The 19247-nt window shown below is 65.6% G+C and carries 18 protein-coding genes; 12 read left to right on the forward strand and 6 right to left on the reverse strand.

What is annotated here, in order from left to right:
• Positions 1-32: 32 nt before the first annotated feature.
• Entirely contained in the window at positions 33-659 is a 627-nt protein-coding gene (locus ACIBW7_RS12105) for a histidine phosphatase family protein (protein WP_397046288.1), read from the forward strand.
• On the opposite strand, the gene ACIBW7_RS12110 is transcribed toward ACIBW7_RS12105, so the two are convergent.
• Positions 652-1239 carry a TetR/AcrR family transcriptional regulator gene (locus ACIBW7_RS12110; protein ID WP_397046289.1) on the reverse strand — a complete coding sequence of 196 codons (588 nt, stop codon included), beginning with the start codon at positions 1237-1239 and terminating at the stop codon, positions 652-654. The genes ACIBW7_RS12105 and ACIBW7_RS12110 overlap by 8 nt on opposite strands.
• A gap of 63 nt (positions 1240-1302) precedes the next feature.
• Between ACIBW7_RS12110 and ACIBW7_RS12115 the strand changes: the two genes are divergently transcribed.
• From ACIBW7_RS12115 to holA, 4 genes are all read left to right on the forward strand, one after another.
• A complete protein-coding gene (locus ACIBW7_RS12115) occupies positions 1303-2118 on the forward strand; it encodes a class I SAM-dependent methyltransferase (protein WP_397046290.1) in 816 nt (271 codons plus the stop codon).
• Positions 2119-2510: 392 nt separating this feature from the next.
• Entirely contained in the window at positions 2511-3389 is an 879-nt protein-coding gene (locus tag ACIBW7_RS12120; protein WP_397046291.1) for a helix-hairpin-helix domain-containing protein, read from the forward strand.
• Complete coding sequence (locus tag ACIBW7_RS12125) at positions 3386-5962, forward strand: ComEC/Rec2 family competence protein (RefSeq protein ID WP_397046292.1); 2577 nt, start codon at positions 3386-3388, stop codon at positions 5960-5962. The genes ACIBW7_RS12120 and ACIBW7_RS12125 overlap by 4 nt, the downstream gene beginning before the upstream one ends.
• Positions 5963-6194: 232 nt before the next feature.
• A complete protein-coding gene (gene holA / locus ACIBW7_RS12130; protein ID WP_397046293.1) occupies positions 6195-7166 on the forward strand; it encodes a DNA polymerase III subunit delta in 972 nt (323 codons plus the stop codon).
• A gap of 254 nt (positions 7167-7420) precedes the next feature.
• Here holA and ACIBW7_RS12135 read toward each other — a convergent pair whose 3' ends face one another.
• Positions 7421-8491, reverse strand: coding sequence for an aldo/keto reductase (locus tag ACIBW7_RS12135; protein WP_397046294.1), 1071 nt, complete (start codon positions 8489-8491; stop codon positions 7421-7423).
• Positions 8492-8671: 180 nt separating this feature from the next.
• Here ACIBW7_RS12135 and ACIBW7_RS12140 point away from each other — a divergent pair, with 180 nt between their 5' ends.
• On the forward strand, positions 8672-9526 hold the full coding sequence (locus tag ACIBW7_RS12140; protein ID WP_397046295.1) for a helix-turn-helix domain-containing protein: 855 nt from the start codon (positions 8672-8674) through the stop codon (positions 9524-9526).
• Between the two features lie 49 nt (positions 9527-9575).
• Here the strand turns inward: ACIBW7_RS12140 and ACIBW7_RS12145 are convergent, their stop codons facing one another.
• Complete coding sequence (locus ACIBW7_RS12145) at positions 9576-9821, reverse strand: hypothetical protein (RefSeq protein ID WP_040687907.1); 246 nt, start codon at positions 9819-9821, stop codon at positions 9576-9578.
• Positions 9822-10173: 352 nt separating this feature from the next.
• On the reverse strand, positions 10174-10434 hold the full coding sequence (gene rpsT / locus ACIBW7_RS12150; RefSeq protein ID WP_397046296.1) for a 30S ribosomal protein S20: 261 nt from the start codon (positions 10432-10434) through the stop codon (positions 10174-10176).
• Between the two features lie 432 nt (positions 10435-10866).
• Here rpsT and ACIBW7_RS12155 point away from each other — a divergent pair, with 432 nt between their 5' ends.
• The 4 genes from ACIBW7_RS12155 to ACIBW7_RS12170 all read left to right on the forward strand — a co-directional run bounded on the left by ACIBW7_RS12155 (position 10867) and on the right by ACIBW7_RS12170 (position 15186).
• Entirely contained in the window at positions 10867-12456 is a 1590-nt protein-coding gene (locus ACIBW7_RS12155; RefSeq protein WP_397046554.1) for a circularly permuted type 2 ATP-grasp protein, read from the forward strand.
• Positions 12456-13430 carry an alpha-E domain-containing protein gene (locus ACIBW7_RS12160; RefSeq protein ID WP_397046297.1) on the forward strand — a complete coding sequence of 325 codons (975 nt, stop codon included), beginning with the start codon at positions 12456-12458 and terminating at the stop codon, positions 13428-13430. The genes ACIBW7_RS12155 and ACIBW7_RS12160 overlap by 1 nt, the downstream gene beginning before the upstream one ends.
• Positions 13427-14269 carry a transglutaminase domain-containing protein gene (locus tag ACIBW7_RS12165; protein ID WP_397046298.1) on the forward strand — a complete coding sequence of 281 codons (843 nt, stop codon included), beginning with the start codon at positions 13427-13429 and terminating at the stop codon, positions 14267-14269. The genes ACIBW7_RS12160 and ACIBW7_RS12165 overlap by 4 nt, the downstream gene beginning before the upstream one ends.
• 128 nt (positions 14270-14397) lie before the next feature.
• Positions 14398-15186 carry an aquaporin gene (locus tag ACIBW7_RS12170; protein ID WP_397046299.1) on the forward strand — a complete coding sequence of 263 codons (789 nt, stop codon included), beginning with the start codon at positions 14398-14400 and terminating at the stop codon, positions 15184-15186.
• Positions 15187-15192: 6 nt separating this feature from the next.
• On the opposite strand, the gene ACIBW7_RS12175 is transcribed toward ACIBW7_RS12170, so the two are convergent.
• Together ACIBW7_RS12175 and ACIBW7_RS12180 are read right to left on the reverse strand one after the other, a co-directional pair.
• Entirely contained in the window at positions 15193-15771 is a 579-nt protein-coding gene (locus tag ACIBW7_RS12175; protein ID WP_387290927.1) for a type II toxin-antitoxin system PemK/MazF family toxin, read from the reverse strand.
• Positions 15772-15843: 72 nt separating this feature from the next.
• Positions 15844-16572 carry a hypothetical protein gene (locus tag ACIBW7_RS12180; RefSeq protein WP_397046300.1) on the reverse strand — a complete coding sequence of 243 codons (729 nt, stop codon included), beginning with the start codon at positions 16570-16572 and terminating at the stop codon, positions 15844-15846.
• 65 nt (positions 16573-16637) lie between these two features.
• On the opposite strand from ACIBW7_RS12180, the gene ACIBW7_RS12185 reads away from it, so the two are divergent.
• Both ACIBW7_RS12185 and lepA read left to right on the forward strand, forming a co-directional pair.
• On the forward strand, positions 16638-17291 hold the full coding sequence (locus ACIBW7_RS12185) for a DUF6304 family protein (protein WP_397046301.1): 654 nt from the start codon (positions 16638-16640) through the stop codon (positions 17289-17291).
• Positions 17292-17353: 62 nt separating this feature from the next.
• Positions 17354-19240 carry a translation elongation factor 4 gene (lepA, locus tag ACIBW7_RS12190; protein WP_397046302.1) on the forward strand — a complete coding sequence of 629 codons (1887 nt, stop codon included), beginning with the start codon at positions 17354-17356 and terminating at the stop codon, positions 19238-19240.
• Positions 19241-19247: the final 7 nt, after the last annotated feature.

Genomic DNA, 19247 nt, shown 5'->3' on the forward strand with positions numbered 1-19247 from the left:
TCGCTTACCGTGTTTTCGACGAGGATCGGCTGGTGCGAACCGTCTATGTCATCGCTCATCCGGAGTCGACACATCACGTCGACGGTCTGGTCGGTGGGTGGTACGACTCGCGGCTCACGGCTGCGGGATTACGCGCCGCGAATGCCGTCGCCGATACGCTTCGGTCGAGGATTCCGGCGCAGGTCGACGTGGAGTTGTTCTCGTCGGATCTGCGACGTGCTGCGAGTACTGCGACCGTGATCGGCAATGTGCTGCAGGTGCCGCCGATTCTCGATCCGAGACTGCGCGAGAAGTCCTATGGCGAGGCCGAGGGGAAGCCCCAGGAGTGGCTGGATCGGAGATTCGTGCGGCCGCCGGTTGTCGGGGAGCGAATGGACCACGATGAAGGCATACCGGGATCGGAGACCATCGCTGCGTTCGCGCAACGCTTCTATTCGGCGATGGATGTGATCCGGGAGCGCTACTGTGATCGTCAGATCGTCGTAACCCACGGTGGCGCAATCACTTTCATCGTTGCGGCGTGGACGATGTTGCCGATCGAATCACTCGGTTACGCCCGGTTCCATGCTGCTCCGGGAAGTATCACGGAGCTACGGGAGGATGACTACTTCCACAACCGCCAGGTCGTCAGCCTCGGTGATACCCGCCATCTCACCTGAGAGTGCTTGCGATGACAGTGGTTACGACTTTGCGGGTGGCTTCAGGGGTTGGTGTGGGGTTGCTGCGGTCGGCGAAGAGGAGGTGGGCGCTGCCGATGAGGGTCAGGGCGAGGGTGTCGGTGTCGGCTTCGGGGGTGAGGCGGCCGAGGGCCTGTTCGGCGGTGAGGTAGGTGGCGAGCATGGTTGTTGCTTCGGTGAGTACGGGGACGCCGGAGGGGCGGACCTGGCGCAGGCGGGTGCGGAGTTCGTCGCGGAAGGTGACGAGGCTGACTATGGCTACCGCGACCGATTCGAAGACAGTGGTCAGCGCGTCGATGAGATTGTCGGTCACCGTGCGGGTGCCTGCGGATTCGCGCAGGGTAGCGGACTGCTGATCGATTCGGCCGATGCGGTCGAGTACGAGTTCTGCGAGGAAGGCGTCGAAGTCGGCGAAGTGCCGGTGCAGGACGCCCTTGGCGCAGCCTGCCTCGGTGGTGACAGCGCGGCTGGTCAGTGCATTCGGGCCGTCTCGCAACAGGATTCGCTCGGCGGCATCGAATAGCTGCTCGCGCGGATCGCGCATTGCCACGCCTGTCGGCACGGTATCTCCTTTTCTCGGGCGCACCCGGTTGGCAGGTGGGCATGTGCCCACTATGGTGGGCGCATGCCCACTTTACCTCCGGAGCGCGCATTCTCCGACCAACGTGAATCCCATCAAGCCCGTGAGCTGGCCGAATCGTTCGGTTCGGATCCGGAACGCTATGACCGGGCCCGGCCCAGCTATCCGGCTGCCATGGTGGATGCGATCGTCGCCGCCAGCCCCGGACCCGAGATCGTCGATGTCGGCATCGGCACCGGCATAGCGGCCCGGCAGTTCCGGGCGGCGGGTTGCCGCGTGCTGGGCGTGGAGGTCGATGCGCGGATGGGTGAGTGGGCGCGCAAGCACGGCTTCGAGGTCGAGGTGTCGGCCTTCGAAGGCTGGGACCCCGCAGGGCGAATCTTCGACGCCGTCATCTCCGGCCAGACCTGGCACTGGGTGGACCCGGTCGCGGGTGCCACGAAAGCTGCTGAAGTGCTGCGACCCGGTGGACGGCTGGCCGTCTTTTGGAATACCGGCCTACCGCCGACGGACTTGGCCCAGGCCTTCGCCGCGGTCTATCAACGGGTCGCACCCGACTCGCTCGCTGCCCGCTGGGCGTCGTCGGCGACGACTGCGTATTCGATGCCGATAGCGAAGGTGACCGAGGGGATTCAGGCGGCGGGTGGCTTCGGTGAACCCGAGCAGTGGAAGTTCGACTGGGAGCGGAGCTATACCCGGGACGAGTGGCTGGACCAACTGCCGACGACCGGAGGTCATGCTCAATTCTCCGCTGGCACACAGGAAGAGGTGCTGGAAGGCGTCGGGGCGGCCATTGACGCGGCGGGCGGTTCCTTCACAGTGCGGTTCACCACAACGGTAGTCACCGCGGTGCGGATCTGACCTGTGTTGCCTCAGCTCGAGGCGCGTAATGTGCGTCCGCCGCCGCTGTTGTCGGACAAGTATTCGTGCCTTCGCGGGCCGGGTTGTCCACAGGCTCGGAGTTATCAACAGACTTTTTATTTCGCCTGGTCGGCACCGATTCCCGACCTTGCGGCGGGACTAGCGTCGCCGCCATGTCCCCACATGACGAGCGCGAGCGGATTCGCCGACGACTGAGTGTGTTGACCGAGCGAGTCGGTGCCGGCCGAACGATCGGTGCCGGAAGTCCGGCGCGTACCGACGCTGAGCTGTGCCGAAGTTCGCCGCGTTCGTCGAGGTCCGGAAAGCGATCGGGGCGAAGCAAGCCGCCGGTCCGCGGTGGTCGGTGGGATGACGAGGAGTTATCCGAGGCGGTGGAGTCCGATCCCGAGGTTTCTACCGAGGCGGCCAGGTCCGATCTCGATGATGATGATGAGGGCTGGGCGGACGGGGTCGGCGAGGTGCGAGAACCGGGTTGGCTGGACGAGCCGCAGCGGCGCTCCGCCTGGCGGGATCGGCTTGTGCCGGAACGGTTTCGGGGAACTCGACTGGATCCGGGGTGGCGGGGACTGGCGACGCTCGTCGCGGTCGGACTGGCGGCGGTGGTCGTCGCGGCTGTCGTGGTGTTGCGTGAGCGACCGGTCGCGCAGACGGTGCCGCTGCCCTCCGCGGTGCGCATCAGCACCGGCACGGTACCCGCTGGGCTGTCCGGCGCCGGCACGGCGGCATCGTCCGGAGCTGGACCATCGGTCGTGCCGGTAACCACCAGTGCCGCAACGGAATTGGTGATCAGTGTGGTCGGCCTCGTACATCGCGGTGGCCTGGTGCGATTGCCCGCCGGGGCACGGGTCGCCGACGCGCTCACCGCCGCTGGCGGTGCCAAGGACGGCGCGGATCTGAGCGGACTCAACCTCGCGCAGCGTCTCCAGGACGGCGACCAGGTTCTCGTTGGTCCACGTGGCCCGAACGCGGGGCCGCAACTCGGCAGCACCACGATCGGTGCAGGCGGACGACCGCCAGGCGGATCGTCTCCGAATTCCGCTGCGGTACAACGCCCATCGAGCAAGGTCGACCTCAATACCGCAACCGAAGCCGAACTCGATGCTCTCCCCGGCATCGGGCCCGTCACCGCCCGCGCAATCGTCACCTGGCGCACCACGAATGGACGATTCACCGATGTCGCACAACTCGGCGAGGTCGATGGCATCGGCCCGGCCCGCCTTGCCCGCCTGCGCGATCTGGTGACGGTATGACCGCATTCGAGGGTGCGTCGGACGGACCGGGCGATATCGATCGGCGGGCTGCCGAGGACGGCGCACCGTCGATGGAGGCGGTACCGGTGCTCGACGCACGGTTGCTGCCCGCGGCGCTGAGTTGTTGGGGTGCAACGATTGTCGCGCTGACGGTGGGGTGGATGGCCGGTCTGGTGCTGGCGTCGGCGCTGGTGCTGCTGGCGATCGGGCTCTGGGTGGTGCTGTTGCGCGCGGTGGCCCATCCCAGTGAGCGGTGGCGGGTAGTCGCCGTTACGACACTTGCCGCGCTGCTGCTCGGTGCCGGGTTCGCGGTGGCCGGGGCGTGGCGCGAGCACCGGGTGGCGACGCATCCATTACGTAACACAGCGGCTTCGGTGCATGTGGTCGTCACACCCACCGATGATCCGAAACCGGTGCGGTCCAGCACATTCGGGGGTGAGCAGCGGTGGACGGTGCGGGCACACTTGCGCGATTACCGTCAAGGCGGTTCGACGGTGCGGGCGGGTGGCACGGTGGTGGTTCTCGCGTCCGGTGCGGAGTGGGGCGAGCTGCTACCCGGCCGGGCGGTGGAGTTTCGTGCCGAGCCGGAGCCGCCGTGGCACCGCGATCTCACCGTCGCCACGCTGCGTGCTCAGGGACCGCCGATGGTGGTCGGCGCGTTGCCCTGGTGGCAACGGGTCGCCGCAGCAGTGCGCACCGACCTCGCGTCGGCCGCGCGCGTGCTGCCCGAACAGCAGGCCGGGCTGTTACCCGCGCTGGTTGTGGGCGACACGTCCGCTTTGTCCGACGAAGTCCGTGAGGAGTTCGAAATCGCTGGGCTGGAACATATCTGCGTGGTCAGCGGGGCAAATTTCACGATCTTGTTGGCGGTTGTACTCGGTGCGGTGCGGCTGCTCACCCTGGGCCCACGCGTCGGTGCAGCGGTCGCGGCGGCGGCACTGCTGATGTTCATTGTGGTGGCACGTCCGGACCCGAGTGTGCTGCGGGCTGGGGCAATGGGGGCGATTACCTTGCTCGCCTTGATAACCGGACGCCGCAAGCAGGCATTGCCCGCGCTCTGCACAGCGGTTATCGGTCTGCTCGCGCTGTGGCCGGAACTGGCGGTGCGTGCCGGATTCGGACTGTCGGTACTGGCGACCGCCGGACTGATCCTGTTGGCACCGAGTTGGGCGGACTGGTTGCGTGCCCGCGGCTGGTGGCGGGTGCCGGCCGAGATCGTCGCGGTATCGACCGCCGCGTTTGTGGTGACGACACCGCTGGTGGTCGCGCTGACCGGACGGCTCAGTTCGGTTGCGATCCTCGCGAATATCCTGGTCGAACCGGCAATCGCGCCGATCACGGTGCTCGGGGCTATCGGCACCGCGCTCGCTGCGGCCTGGCCTCCGCTGGCCGAACTGATACTGCGTTGCGCGCAACCGCCACTGTGGTGGCTGCTGTTCGTCGCCGAACACGCGGCGAATGTGCCTGGCGCGGAGATCTCCGTACGCGGTGGGCTCACCGGCGGGGCTATCGCGTGTGCGGCAGTAGTTCTCGTTGTGCTGGCATTGCGGTCGGCGGTAATGCGTCGTCTTGCTGCTGCCGTTCTGCTCGGCGTCGCGGTCGTGCTGATTCCGGTGCGGGTCTGGCATCCTGGCTGGCCACCCGCCGGCTGGGTATTGGCTGTCTGTGATGTCGGACAGGGTGATGGACTCGCATTGTCTGTCGGTAATCACACGGCGGTGGTCATCGATGTCGGTCCGGACCCGCGCATCATGCGCACTTGTCTGAATCGCTTGCGCATCAACCGGATCTCGCTTCTCGTGCTGACACATCCGCACGCCGACCACATCGCCGGACTGGCCGGTGCCTTACAAGGCCGGAAGGTCGATGCCCTGGCGGTCGGGCCTGGCGAGCTATCCGGAACAAAGGTCAACGTCGGATCCACAAACACCGGTGACGAGCAAATATCGAATTCGTCGAGATCCCAGGCGGATTCAGGTGAGTCGAGGGGTGCATCCCGTGAGCGAGGTTCTGCCCAGGAGCGGCGCGCATCGGTCAGCGGTCCGGAGCAGGTCGCCAGTCTCGCAGCACAGGCTCACATCCCGGTGCTGGAGCTGTCCTCGGGACAGGTATTGCGTTTCGGCGCTGTCGAATTGAACGTACTCGCCCCGGCTCCACTTGCGCACCGCCCAACCGGCCCGCCCAGCACCGACGATGCCAACGACCGTTCGATCGTCATCGCCGCCACTACACGTTCGGGCCGAATTCTGCTCACCGGTGATATCGAGGCACCAGCGCAACAACGACTGCTCCACTCGGGTGCTCCCGTTCAGGCCGACGTGCTGAAGCTGCCACACCACGGATCCCGAACGACCACCAAGGAATTCATCGCCGCTGTCCACCCTCGACTCGCCTTGGTCAGCGTCGGTGCCGACAACACCTTCGGCCATCCGCACCCCGGTGTACTCGCGGATCTGGCCGAGCTGGGCGTCGCCATCGCGCGGACCGATCAACAAGGCGACGTACTGGTCCTGGGTGAAGGTCGCCAGCTGCTAACCCTGACCACTCGACGAGCCAGATCGCCGTCCCGATAGTCCGCCGATCTGGAGAAGCTGATGGACCCCGGGGCAGTTTCGGAGCGCAGGGTCTCCGTTGGACCCGCGTCCGGCCGAAGTCGGGACAGCTATCCGGCGACTACAGCGCCCGTTTGTGGATGAAGGATGGACAGCCAGACGACCGGGAGGCCCGAGTTCGAACACATGCGGTGACAAAACGGGTGCCTGTGAGGGGTGAGGACGTGTCGGTGACGGACCGTAGGATGCTCCCGTGAGCGAACGGACTGCGGCAGTGCACCTGGTGCTCGGTGATGAAGAGCTGTTGGTCGACCGGGCCATCGCGGGGATTACGGCGCAGGTGCGGGCCAATGCGCCGGACCCCGATGCGGTACCCGTTGATCGACTGCGGGCCGGGGATGCCAGCACCGCGGAACTAGCGGAGTTGTTGAGCCCTTCGCTGTTCGCCGAGGATCGGGTGATCGTGCTCGAGTCGGCGGCGGAGGCGGGTAAGGAGGCGGTCGCGGTGATCACCGCCGCCGCCGCTGATCCGCCCGAAGGCGTCGTGCTCGTGGTGCTGCACGCCGGGGGCGGCCGGGCCAAGGCGCTGGCCCCTGCGCTGCAGAAATCGGGTGCACAGGTGCACGACTGCGCCAAGTTGACGAAGGCGGCCGAACGGGTGGAGTTCGTGCGCGGTGAATTCCGTAATGCGGGGGTGCGGGTTTCGAGCGAGGTCGTGCAGGTGATGCTGGAGGCGGTCGGCTCGGATCTGCGGGAATTGTCTGCCGCCTGTTCGCAATTGGCCGCCGATACCGGCGGCAAGATCGATATCGCCGCGGTACGCCGTTACTACTCCGGCAAGGCCGAGATCTCCGGTTTCGATGTCGCGGAACTCGCGGTGGCCGGCGATCGGCCCGGTGCCATGGAGGCGTTGCGCTGGGCCAATGACCGCGGCGTACCGCATGTACTGCTCGCCGACGCACTCGCCGACTCCGTCCACACCATTGCCCGCGTCGGTTCCGCGGGCCGCGGCGACCCGTTCAAGCTGGCCCAGCAACTGGGCATGCCGCCGTGGAAGGTGAAGAAGGCCCAGGCCCAAGCGCGGGGCTGGAACCAGGCCAGCATCGGCACCGCCCTCCAAGTCGTCGCCACGCTGAATGCCGACGTCAAGGGAGGTGCTGCCGACGCCAACTACGCCTTGGAACACGCACTCACGCAGATCCTGGACCTGCATTCCGCAAGCTGAGTGGGTGCCGCGAATGCAGCGGAGGGTCGCCGAGCGCGGGTTGACGGCGACAGTTCACCGCCCGTGCGCGAAAGGCTCGGCGTCAGCGCAATAGGCGACCGAGCTGAACCGGAATCCGGCGTTACCGCTCAGTCGTCGCCGACTTCATCGTCATTTCCATCATCGTGCCCCAGCCTCTCGATCGCCGCTGATCTGTGGCCGACGCGGTGATGCGGTGGTGCGAGCTGGGCTCGCACCACCGCATCAGGTGAAACTCAATTGCGTCCTTCGATTTTCAGGTCGCCGAAGGTGACGCCGCGGGTCATCGGACGGGCGAGCATGTTATGGGGGAAGCCCAACTCGATCGCGCTGGCCTGCTGCAGCCGGTCCAGCTGCGCGGTGTCGAATTCGACCTCGAGCGCTCCGAGGTTGTCCTCCAACTGTGCGGCCGTGCGTGCGCCGATGATCGGTGCCGTGACGCCCGGATTCTGCAGTGTCCAGGCGAGCGCTACCCGCGACGGTGTCTTACCGAGTTGTGTCGCAACATCTTTCACCACGTCGGCGATCACCAGGCCGCGTTCGGTGAGCGACCCGTTGGCGGCCGCCACGTTCTTGCGGGTGCCCTCGGGTGAGCTGGCCGCATCGTGCGCCAGATCGGCGCGGCTGTACTTGCCGGTGAGCACTCCGCTGGCCAGCGGCGACCACGGCACCACACCGAGGCCGAGTTCTTGTGCCATCGGAATGAGATCGCGTTCGACGGTCCGCTCGATCAGGCTGTACTCGATCTGCAGCGCGATCAGCGGCGACCAGCCGCGCAGGTCGGCGATGGTCTGCATGCGTGCGACCTGCCAGGCCGGTGCGTCGGAGATGCCGACATAGAGCACCTTCCCGGCGCGGACCAGATCGTCCATGGCGCGCAGGATCTCCTCGACCGGGGTCAGGAAGTCCCAGGCGTGCAGGTACAGCAGGTCGATGTAGTCGGTGTTCAGCCGACGCAGGCTGGCCTCCACCGAACCGACCATGCTCTTGCGGTGATTGCCGCCGGAGTTCGGATCGGTCGGGCGCCGCAGCATCGTGTATTTCGTTGCCAGCACCAGACTTTCGCGATTGGCGGCGCTGAACTCGCCGAGCAGCTGCTCGGAGGTGCCATTGGTGTACTGGCTTGCGGTATCGATGAAGTTGCCGCCGCGCTCGACGTAGGTGTCGAAGATCTTGCGGGCCTCGTCCTTATCGGCGCCCCAACCCCAATCGGCGCCGAACGTCATGGTCCCGAGGGACAGCGGAGACACCCGAAGACCCGAGCGGCCGAGCAACCGGTAGGTATCGAGGGTGCGGGCTCCGGACATATCGTGCTCCTGTCGTTCGTACTTCGTTTCCGGTGTCATCGAGTCTGGAACGGCGCGAGAGTTTGGGTAAGGGAAGGTTTTTCCTGGGAAAGCCAGTCCTAGTCAGCCGTAAGATCGAGGGCGATGACGAGCACGGTGAATGCGACACGGCGAAGCGAGCTCAGGCCCGGAGGCGGTAGCTTGCGTGACCACGGAGGGCCAGAGAGCTCCGCGAATTGGGCACAAGCACTCGCGGCCTTTCTGCGCGCTCGGCGCGAGCGATTGAATCCCGGCGACCTAGGGCTGCCCCCACGCAAACAGGCTCGGCGTACCCCTGGTCTGCGCCGTGAGGAAGTCGCCGAGCTGGCGGGTGTGAGCACCGACTACATCGTGCGGCTGGAACAGGGACGCGGCCTGCGCCCATCCGCAGACGTCCTGGAGGCGCTCGCACGCGCGCTGCGCCTCGATACCGACGAGCGCGCCTACCTATTCGATCTGGCCCAGCAGCGCCAGCCGAATACCGGGAAACCGAGCACCGTACCCGCGCCCGCGCTGGAGCTGCTGGTGCACGATCTGTCGCCATTGCCCGCGATGCTGGTCAACCACCGCTACGACATCCTGGCGTGGAATCCGGAAATGGCACGGTTGGTCGTCGACTTCGGCGCGCTGCCGCCGCGACAGCGCAACTCCATGTGGCTGTGCCTGTTGGATCCCGCTATGCGCGATTTCTACTGCGACCGGGATCGGATCATTCGCGAGGGCATCGCCGATCTGCGCGCCGCGTGGGCGGCCCATCCGGACGATCAGGAATTGGCCGATCTGGTCGCCGAGTTCACCGCACGCAGCGAGGAGTTCGCGCAGGGGTGGGCCAGGCACGACGTCCGGGTGCAGGGGCGCGGTAGGAAGCCGCTGCGCCACCCGGAGGTCGGGCCGCTGGTGGTCGATTTCGAAGTACTCATGCCGCTACAGGATCCGGACCAGCGCATCATCATCTATCGCGCGGCCGATGCGGACTCCCAGGCGGCGCTGGATCGTTTGAACGCCGCCCTGGATTGAGCACTCAGCGATCCGCACCCGCTCGGTGCGGGTGCGGATTCGCAGGGATTTATTCGACCGAGCTGAGAACCAGTTCGATGTCCTCTTCGGACTCCTCGTACCGGCCTTCCCACTCCTCGTAGACCGGTATTTCCTCGTCCCGGGTGACGATCCACTCCAGCGAGTAGCCGCCTTCCTCATCGGGGACCATGACGTTCTCGATCTTCAGCCCGATGCCTAGGACCTCGGCTGCGCGGATGATGTCCGGCAGATCTTCGGAGCGAACCGGCGTCTGATTGGCGTAGACGGTAACCATGCGCCGAATCGTAGCGGGAACCTCCGACATGTGGTGCCCGATCAGAATTCGGCTCGAGGAGTGGGATGCGGGGATGACCTGGGAATGTTGGCAAGGACGCCACTTTCCTGCCGATTTGCCAGGGCAGTCTCGATGACATGGCACCTGCCGGGACGGTTCCGCTCAACGCCCAGGGGGCGGCATCGGCACCGGAGTGAAAGATTGCTGAAGTATTGCTGCAGAAAATTTATCTGTCGGACCGAAAAAGTGATCCTCGCAATAGTCGATCAGCGACGACAAAAGCCGCCGTGGTCATCGAGGCCACGGCGGCTGCGTCAACGTATGGGTGGTACCGCGGTCGGTACCGATGTGATCAGAGCTTGTTCAGCGCCAGCGCGAGGGCCGACTTCTTGTTGGCGGCCTGGTTGGCGTGGATGACGCCCTTCGAGGCGGCCTTGTCCAGCTTGCGGCTGGCACTGACGACCAGATCGGCGGCCTTGGCCTTGTCGCCGGCCGCAAAGGCCTCGCGGACCTTGCGGATCTCGGTGCGCAGCTCGGACTTGACCGACTGGTTGCGCTGGCGCGCCGCCTCGTTGGTGCGGATCCGCTTCATCTGGGACTTGATGTTGGCCACGCCTGTTTCCTCGTGTTCCTGTCGCTGGTGGACTGTGCTGAAAAGTTCGCGAGCGCGCGTTGACAACCGGAGTAATCAGGTAACGCGACGCCGAAGATCGAGGGTACCAGTCGCCGCGTCGCACACGAAATCATCACCACCCCGGCACGCGCAATCGCCACCGCGCGAGCGGCTCGACCGGCAACGCTACCGACCGCTGTAAGGGGGCGTTAACCCGGAGTGATGCAAGAAATTTACCTATGTCTCACACGGCATCGACGCTGCGTGTAGCACGATTTTTGCATGACTCCCGCCTCGCCGCCACGTTCGGCACGATCACCTGCGCCGACCCGTGTCCGGTCGAACGGGCATGCGAACGGCAACGGCAGAGCAACCACATCCGGACTATTCGAGGGCTATGGGCCCGGCCGGTACGCGGACGCCTTCGACGAGATGTTCGACGGCCAGGGCCGGGTTCGTCAGCCATATAGGGGAATCTTCTCGGCGCTCGCGCCCATCGACGTGGCCGATCTCGCGGCCCGCTCGGACGCACTCGACCGCGCCTTCATCGATCAGGGCATCACCTTCTCGCTGTCCGGACAGGAGCGGCCCTTCCCACTCGATCTGGTGCCCCGGGTGATCGCGGCCGCCGAATGGGCCAAGCTGGAGCGCGGGATCAAGCAGCGGGTGACGGCGCTGGAGCTGTTCCTCGCCGATGTCTACGGCGAGCAGAACATCCTGCGCGACGAGGTCATCCCGAAGCGGCTGGTCACCTCATGCCAGCACTTCCACCGGGAGGCCGCCGGACTGGTGCCGCCGAACGGGGTGCGTATCCATGTGGCGGGTATCGATCTCATCCGCGACGAGCGCGGCGACTTCCGGGTGCTCGAGGACAATCTGCGCTCACCGTCCGGGGTTTCCTATGTCATGGAGAACCGGCGCACCATGGCGCGGGTCTTCCCGGATCTGTTCTCCTCGCACCGGGTGCGCGCGGTCGGCGACTATCCGACCCACCTGCTGGCCGCATTGCGCGCCTCGGCCGCACCCAATGAGGCCGACCCGACGGTCGTCGTGCTCACGCCAGGCGTATACAACTCGGCCTACTTCGAACATTCGCTGCTGGCCAGGCAGATGGGGGTGGAACTGGTCGAGGGGCGCGACCTGTTCTGCCGCGACAATGTCGTCTATATGCGGACCACGGCGGGGGAGCGTCAGGTCGACGTGATCTATCGCCGCATCGATGACACCTCCCTCGATCCCATGCACTTCCGGCCCGATTCGGTGCTCGGCGTCGCCGGACTGGTGAATGCCGCGCGGGCGGGCAATGTGGTCATCTCCAGCGCGATCGGCAACGGCGTCGGCGACGACAAGCTGACCTACGCGTATGTACCGACGATCATCGAGTACTACCTCGCCGAGAAACCGGTGCTGCCCAATGTCGATACCTATCGCTGCTGGCTCGACGACGAGCGCGAGGAGGTGCTCGACCGCATCGCCGAACTGGTGATCAAGCCGGTCGAGGGGTCCGGCGGCTACGGCATCGTCATCGGTCCGGTGGCTACGCCACGGGAATTGGAGACGATCCGGCGCAAGATCAAGTCGGATCCGCGGGGCTGGATCGCTCAGCCGGTGGTGCAGCTGTCCACCGTGCCGACCAAGATCGGTAACGAGCTGGTGCCGCGTCATGTCGACTTGCGGCCCTTCGCGGTCAATGACGGCGACGACATCTGGGTGCTGCCGGGCGGGTTGACGCGGGTGGCACTGCCGGAGGGATCGCTGGTCGTCAATTCCAGTCAGGGCGGCGGCAGTAAGGACACCTGGGTGCTGACCGGTCGCGCCTCACCCGCCGACCGTGAGCTCGCGGGCGAGGAACTGGTAAGCGACCCGCCGCAATCCGATCAGCGTGAGCTGGGCCGGGAATTGATCCTGACGCAGTCGAATCAGCAACAGCAGCAGCAACAACAGGAGCAGCGGCTGGGATCGATGCGGCAGAGTCAGCGACTGGGGCAAGGCCAACAGCAGCAGGGCGGGGTGACGCGCTGATGCTGGCCCGCAACGCCGAATCTCTTTATTGGATCGGACGATACGTCGAACGTGCCGACGACACCGCCCGCATCCTCGACGTCGCGGTGCATCAGTTGCTCGAGGACGCCACGGTGGATCCGGACCGAACCTCGCGAGTCCTGCTGCGAGTGCTCGGTATCGAACCGCCCGATGTCGAACTCGATGTCTGGTCGGTCACCGACCTGGTGGCCTTCAGCCACGACCACGGCAATTCCATTGTCGACTCGATTGCCAATGCTCGCGAAAATGCCAGGGGCGCACGCGAAGTCACCTCCAGCGAGATGTGGGAGTGCCTGAACGCCACCTATATCGGGCTCACGGCCACCGAGAAGGCGGCACGAAGTCTCGGCCCGCACGAGTTCTTCCACTACATCAGGGGTCGGGCGGCGATGTTCGCCGGACTCTCCGATTCCACCCTCAGCCGCGACGACGGCTACCGCTTCCTGCTGCTCGGTCGCTCCATCGAACGCGTGGATATGACTGTGCGCCTACTACTTTCGCGTGCGGGCGACCGCACCTCGTCACCGGCTTGGGTGACCGTTTTACGCTCGGCCGGCGCGCACGACACCTATCTGCGCACCCATCGCGGCGCGCTCGACGCCAATCTGGTCGCCGAATTCATCCTGCTGGACCGGCTTTTCCCGCGTTCGGTGTTTCATTCGGTGCGGGTGGCCGAGGCCTGCCTCGCCGAACTCGATCAGCGCCCGAGCAGCCGGGTCGGCGCCCGGCACGAGGCGCAGCGGCTGCTCGGCAGGGCGCGCAGCGAACTCGAATTCCTGCCGCCCGGTGCGCTGCTGGAGGATCTGCAGAATCGCCTGCTTTCGCTGCAGAAGACCTGTCGCGAGGTCAGCGAGGCGATCGCGCTGCAGTACTTCCACGCCGCGCCGTGGGTGGCCTGGACCGATCTGCGCAGCAGTCACGACAATCATGCGCAGGTGGAGGGAGAGCTGTGAGCTGGCGGATCAGGGTGGTGCACACCACCGGTTATGTTTACGACTCCCCGGTCACCCGTTCGTTCAACGAGGCTCGGCTCACTCCGCGCGCGGACAGCAGGCAGAATGTCATCCTGAATCGGGTCGAGACGGTGCCATCCACCCGGTCTTATCGCTACACCGACTACTGGGGCACCGCGGTCACCTCCTTCGATCTGCACGCGCCGCATACCGAATTGGAGGTCACCGGATCATCGGTGGTGGAGACCGAACCGTTCGCCGGTCCGGCCGAGGAGTTGTCCTGGGAGGAGTTGCGCTCCGAACATATCGGTGACCGTTTCGACGAAATGCTCTCGCCCACCGCCTATGTGCCGCAGGACAAGAAGCTGGCGGCGATCGCGAAACAGCTCACGCGCGGTGTGCCGCCCGCGAAAGCTGTTGTGCGCGCGGCCGAATGGGTGCACGGCGAAATGAATTACATCGCGGGTACCACCTCGGTGCACACCTCGGCCGTGCAGGCCTTCGCCGAACGTCAAGGCGTATGCCAGGATTACGCGCATCTGACCCTGGTTCTATTGCGCAGTATGGGGATTCCGAGCCGATACGTCTCCGGATATCTGCATCCCAATCCGGCCACCGAGATCAATACGACGGTCGCGGGGCAGTCGCACGCCTGGATCGAGGCCTGGACCGGTGCCTGGTGGGGATACGACCCGACCAACAATATCGCCATCAACGAACAGCACATATCCGTCGGCGTAGGCCGTGACTACGCGGATGTGCCGCCGCTGAAGGGCATATTTTCCGGCGGCGGTTCGACCGATCTGGAGGTTGTCGTGGAGATCACGCGGCTCGCCTAGCCCAGTTGTAGCGTTGTAGTGCTCCCCCGTCTCGCGTAACGTCCAGTTTCACATCAGCCGTAATTTCGTAGCAGGTCCAAGGCAGAACCCCGTGCACACGGGGAAGATCCTCTCGGAAGGTGGCGCGTATGTCTCCCACTGCTCAGGAAGTCGTCGAGGAAGTCACCGAACTGGAGCCGACGCCGGAGGCCAAGAAGTGGGCCGCCGAGGCGCTCGGCACATTTGTCCTGGTCATGAGCGGTGTCGGCACCGCGGTACTGGCCGGCGAGCGCGTCGGGCCGCTGGGGGTGGCACTGGCCTTCGGCCTTTCCCTGTTGTTCCTGGTCTACGCGATCGGGCCGATCTCCGGCTGCCATGTGAATCCGGCCGTGACCCTCGGGCAGCTGCTGCTCGGCAGGCTTTCGGTGATCTCCGCGGTCGGCTACGTGATCGCGCAGCTGATCGGCGGATTCCTGGCCGGACTCGTGCTGTTCGCGATCGCGAAGAATCTGCCCTCCTACGATCGCTCGGTCAACGGGCTCGGGGCGAACGGCTGGGGTAAGCACAGTCCGTCCGCGGTGCGCGGTCCGCTCGGACAGGTGGTGATCGAGAACGGATACGGCCTGTCCGCGACGATCATCATCGAGGTCATGTTGACCGCGCTGCTGGTATTCGTGGTGCTGGCCTCCACCGACCAGATCTCCGACATTCCGCTGGCCGGTCTGTCGATCGGCGTCACGCTCGCGGTCATCCACCTGATCTCGATCCCGGTGGACAACACCTCGGTGAATCCGGCCCGCAGCCTCGCCGTCGCCTTCTATCAGAACGGTGCGGGACCCCAGGTCTGGGTCTTCGTGGTGTTCCCGCTCATCGGTGGCGTACTCGGCGCACTGATCTACGGCTTGCTGTTCGGCCGTTCCCGGGAAATGGTGTCTTGATTCCGGTCAGTGCCAAGCGTATTCGGCGCACAGGCGGTGGGCGACCAGGTCGAAGGTCTTGCGAGCGAGGATCGCGCCTTCGCGACGGATGCCGTCCTCCGGGACGTCGAGTACTCGATCGAGGCGGACCCAGCTCGGCCTGCCCTCGTGATCCCAACTGCCACTGCCGATTCCGACCCAGTCACGGTCGTGCGCGCGCTCCGGATTCGACGACAGCATCAGCCCGAGCAGGGTCCGGCGGTCGCGCCCGACGACGAGCACCGGGCGGTCCTTGCCGTTATTCGGATCCTCCTCATAGGGCACCCAGGTCCATACGATTTCGCCCGGATCGGCCCGACCGTCCAACTGCGGGCAGTAGACGATCTGCCTGGCCCGCTCGGCGGTCGGTACCGGGGTCGAGGCGGTCGGCCGGATCGCGACCGCGGGCGCCTTACGTGTCGCCAGCGACCCGACCGCGCGCTCGAGCAGCGATGAGCGCTGCAGCTTGTCCACCAGCTTCGGTCCCTGCTGCTTGACAATCTTGGGACCCTGCTCCTTCGCGATGAGGCCTAGCTGCTTGCCGATCGTGTTCCAAGTTCGGGCCATCCTTGGATGGTAACGGCGCGATCTCGCGTTCTCATCAGCACTGCCTACCGCCCGGTAGGGCGAGTTCGTGCTTCATGCGCCGGTCCGTTGCTTTGTCCGTGTCGAAAACGGTTGCAGCACGGGATATCTGCTGGCGGAGACGGTATCGAGGTCGCGATCGGCGCCGATCCGCGCGACCGAGTCGAGCATGCGCCGCACCCGATCCTGGAACTCGGCCGTGTCGCGCGCGCCGTACCAGGCCAGCGGATCGGTGAGCGCCGCGACCGGAAACTGTTCTTCGACAATGGCATCGATGGCGGGCGCGTCCGGGGTGATCGCCCGGACCACCACGTTCTGTGTGTAGCCGAACGTCGACTGGGTCTCGATGGCCACGGCGGTGTGCCGTCCCTGCCAATCGCTCAGCCATTCCGCCGGTGTGAGTTCGGTGGGCCGGCGCAGGAAGGCGAGATTGCCGAAGCCCTCGGTGCGGGTCGGGACCGAATCGTCGAGCCGCAGCGGCACCGACTCGGTCACCAGATAGCCGTGTGCTGCGGTCGCGAACTCGGCGAGGATATCCGCCGCGGCCGTGGCCTCGGGACCGTAGCTCTGCTCGACCCAGACCGTGACCGCCGCCGCGATCGGTGGGTCCAGCGTCACCATTCGCATCAGCGCGGCCTGGACCGCCGTGTCACGGACATAGACGGTGACACCCGCAACCCCGAGGTCGACCAGGCGCGCGGCCACGGTGGTGCGCAGCGATTCGCACCACGACTCGGTCGCCTCGGCATCGGATCGGCGCAGGACGAAAACCAATTTCTCCACCCGCCGAAAGTACGGCGAATTCTCCGTTAGAGTCGGGAAATTCGTCGCGGGAGAAGGATTCAGCTGTGCAGCCGCAGGTTTTTCCGGGAACCTACACCGACGAGCACGGTACCGAGCACATCATGTGGCGGATCGGGCCATCGCGGCACTGGGGCGCGAACCGGTTCGATATCCGCACGGTGATCCGTGGCGTTCCGGTGTCGGGTCCGGACTTCGACGCGCTCGGCCCGTATGACAAGGGCGCCGCACTTCGGGTCGGACTGCCCGTCGACCAGTGGGATGCCATCTCGGGCTGCGTATTCTCCGGCGAACTGCCCTGCTCGGTGCAGGTGAACGACCAGCGCCAACTCGGTGTGATCCACTTCCGGTTGACCCTGCCGCCCGGCGCGACGGGTGAGTCGCTCGAACTCGCCATCGAGATCGACGGGCTGACCTACCAGGGCACCGACAGATACTTCGAGGACGCGCTGTTCCGGCTCGGGCAACAGTTCCCGGACGACATCCGCCTGCTCTCCTGCATTACCTGTCTGTTCTCCGACTACTCGCCGTACGGCCACGGCCTCACCGGCATGTGGTGTCATCGTGATGCCAAGGACCAGTACCTCGCGGTCCGCACCAAGGACGACTATTTCGAGGTGCCGGTGACCGAGCAGGTACCCGAGACCTACCTGTGCGCCGACTACTCGCACCGCATCCCCGGCACCGGCTACCGCGGCTGAAAAGTGGTACGGAACGCAGAACGGTGAACCGCTGACAGTGCCGCTACCTCGCGCATGGGACGATGGACGGCAGTTTGCCGATACCCATGAGGAGTGGAGTGCCCGCCAGCTTCGCCGACACGACGTTCACCGATCCCGCCCGGATCCGGAACTTCTGCATCATCGCGCACATCGACCACGGCAAGTCGACGCTGGCCGACCGCATGCTGCAGCTCACCGGTGTGGTCGAGGAGCGGGCGATGCGCGCCCAGTACCTGGACCGGATGGATATCGAGCGCGAGCGCGGCATCACCATCAAGGCACAGAATGTGCGGCTGCCCTGGCAGGTCGACGGCACCGACTATGTGCTGCACCTGATCGATACGCCCGGCCATGTCGACTTCACCTACGAGGTGTCGCGCGCGCTCGAGGCGTGTGAGGGTGCGGTGCTGCTGGTCGACGCGGCACAGGGCATCGAGGCGCAGACGCTGGCGAATCTGTACCTGGCGCTGGACAAGGATCTGACGATCATCCCGGTGTTGAACAAGATCGACCTGCCCGCCGCCGATCCGGACCGCTATGCCGCCGAGATCGCGCATATCGTCGGCTGCGAACCCGATGACGTGTTGCGGGTCTCCGGGAAGACCGGTGTCGGGGTCACGGAGCTGCTGAACGAGGTCATCAAGCAGGTGCCCGCGCCGGTCGGCGATCCGGACGCGCCCGCGCGCGCCATGATCTTCGACTCGGTCTACGACACCTATCGAGGTGTGGTCACCTACGTCCGCGTGGTGGACGGCAAGATCGTTCCGCGCGAGAAGATCAAGATGATGTCCACCGGTGCGACACACGAGTTGCTCGAGGTCGGCATCGTCTCCCCGGAGCCCAAGCCCACCCAGGGCCTCGGCGTCGGCGAGGTCGGTTATCTGATCACCGGCGTGAAGGACGTGCGCCAGTCGAAGGTCGGCGATACCGTGACCTCCGCGCGCGGCGGTGCGAGCGAACCGCTCACCGGCTATCGCGAGCCGCGCCCGATGGTGTACTCCGGTCTCTACCCGGTCGACGGCTCGGACTATCCGGACCTGCGCGACGCGCTCGACAAGCTCCAGCTCAACGACGCCGCCCTGACCTACGAGCCGGAGACCTCGGTGGCGCTCGGCTTCGGATTCCGCTGCGGCTTTCTCGGCCTGCTGCACATGGAGATCACCCGCGAGCGCCTGCAGCGCGAATTCGATCTGGACCTGATCTCGACCGCGCCGAACGTGGTCTACAAGGTGGAGATGGAGGACGGCGCCGAACACGTCGTCACCAATCCGTCGTACTGGCCCGAGGGCAAGGTCCGGCATGTGTACGAGCCGGTGGTCAAGTGCACGATCATTTCGCCGAGTGAATTCATCGGCTCGATCATGGAGCTGTGCCAGGCGCGGCGCGGTGAGCTCGGCGGCATGGACTATCTGTCCGAGACCCGAGTCGAGTTGCGCTACACCATGCCGATGGCCGAGATCATCTTCGACTTTTTCGACTCGCTGAAGTCGCGCACCCGCGGGTACGCCAGCCTCGACTACGAGGAGTCGGGTGTGCAGGAATCTGCGCTGGTCAAGGTGGATATTCTGCTGCAGGGCGAGGCGGTGGACGCGTTCAGCGCGATCGTGCACCGCGACGCCGCCCAGGCCTACGGCCACAAGATGACCACCAAATTGCGCGAACTCATTCCGCGCCAGCAGTTCGAGGTGCCCATCCAGGCCGCCATCGGCTCGAAAATCATTGCCCGCGAGAACATTCGCGCCATCCGCAAGGACGTGCTCGCCAAGTGCTACGGCGGTGACATCAGCCGTAAGCGCAAACTGCTCGAGAAGCAGAAGGAGGGTAAGAAGCGCATGAAGACGATCGGCCGCGTGGACGTCCCCCAGGAAGCCTTCGTAGCCGCCCTGTCGTCCGACGCCGCCTCCGATAAACCCAAGGGCCAGAAGTAGATTCGGT

It is taken from the genome of Nocardia sp. NPDC049526 (genome assembly GCF_044465765.1).
GTDB lineage: Bacteria > Actinomycetota > Actinomycetes > Mycobacteriales > Mycobacteriaceae > Nocardia.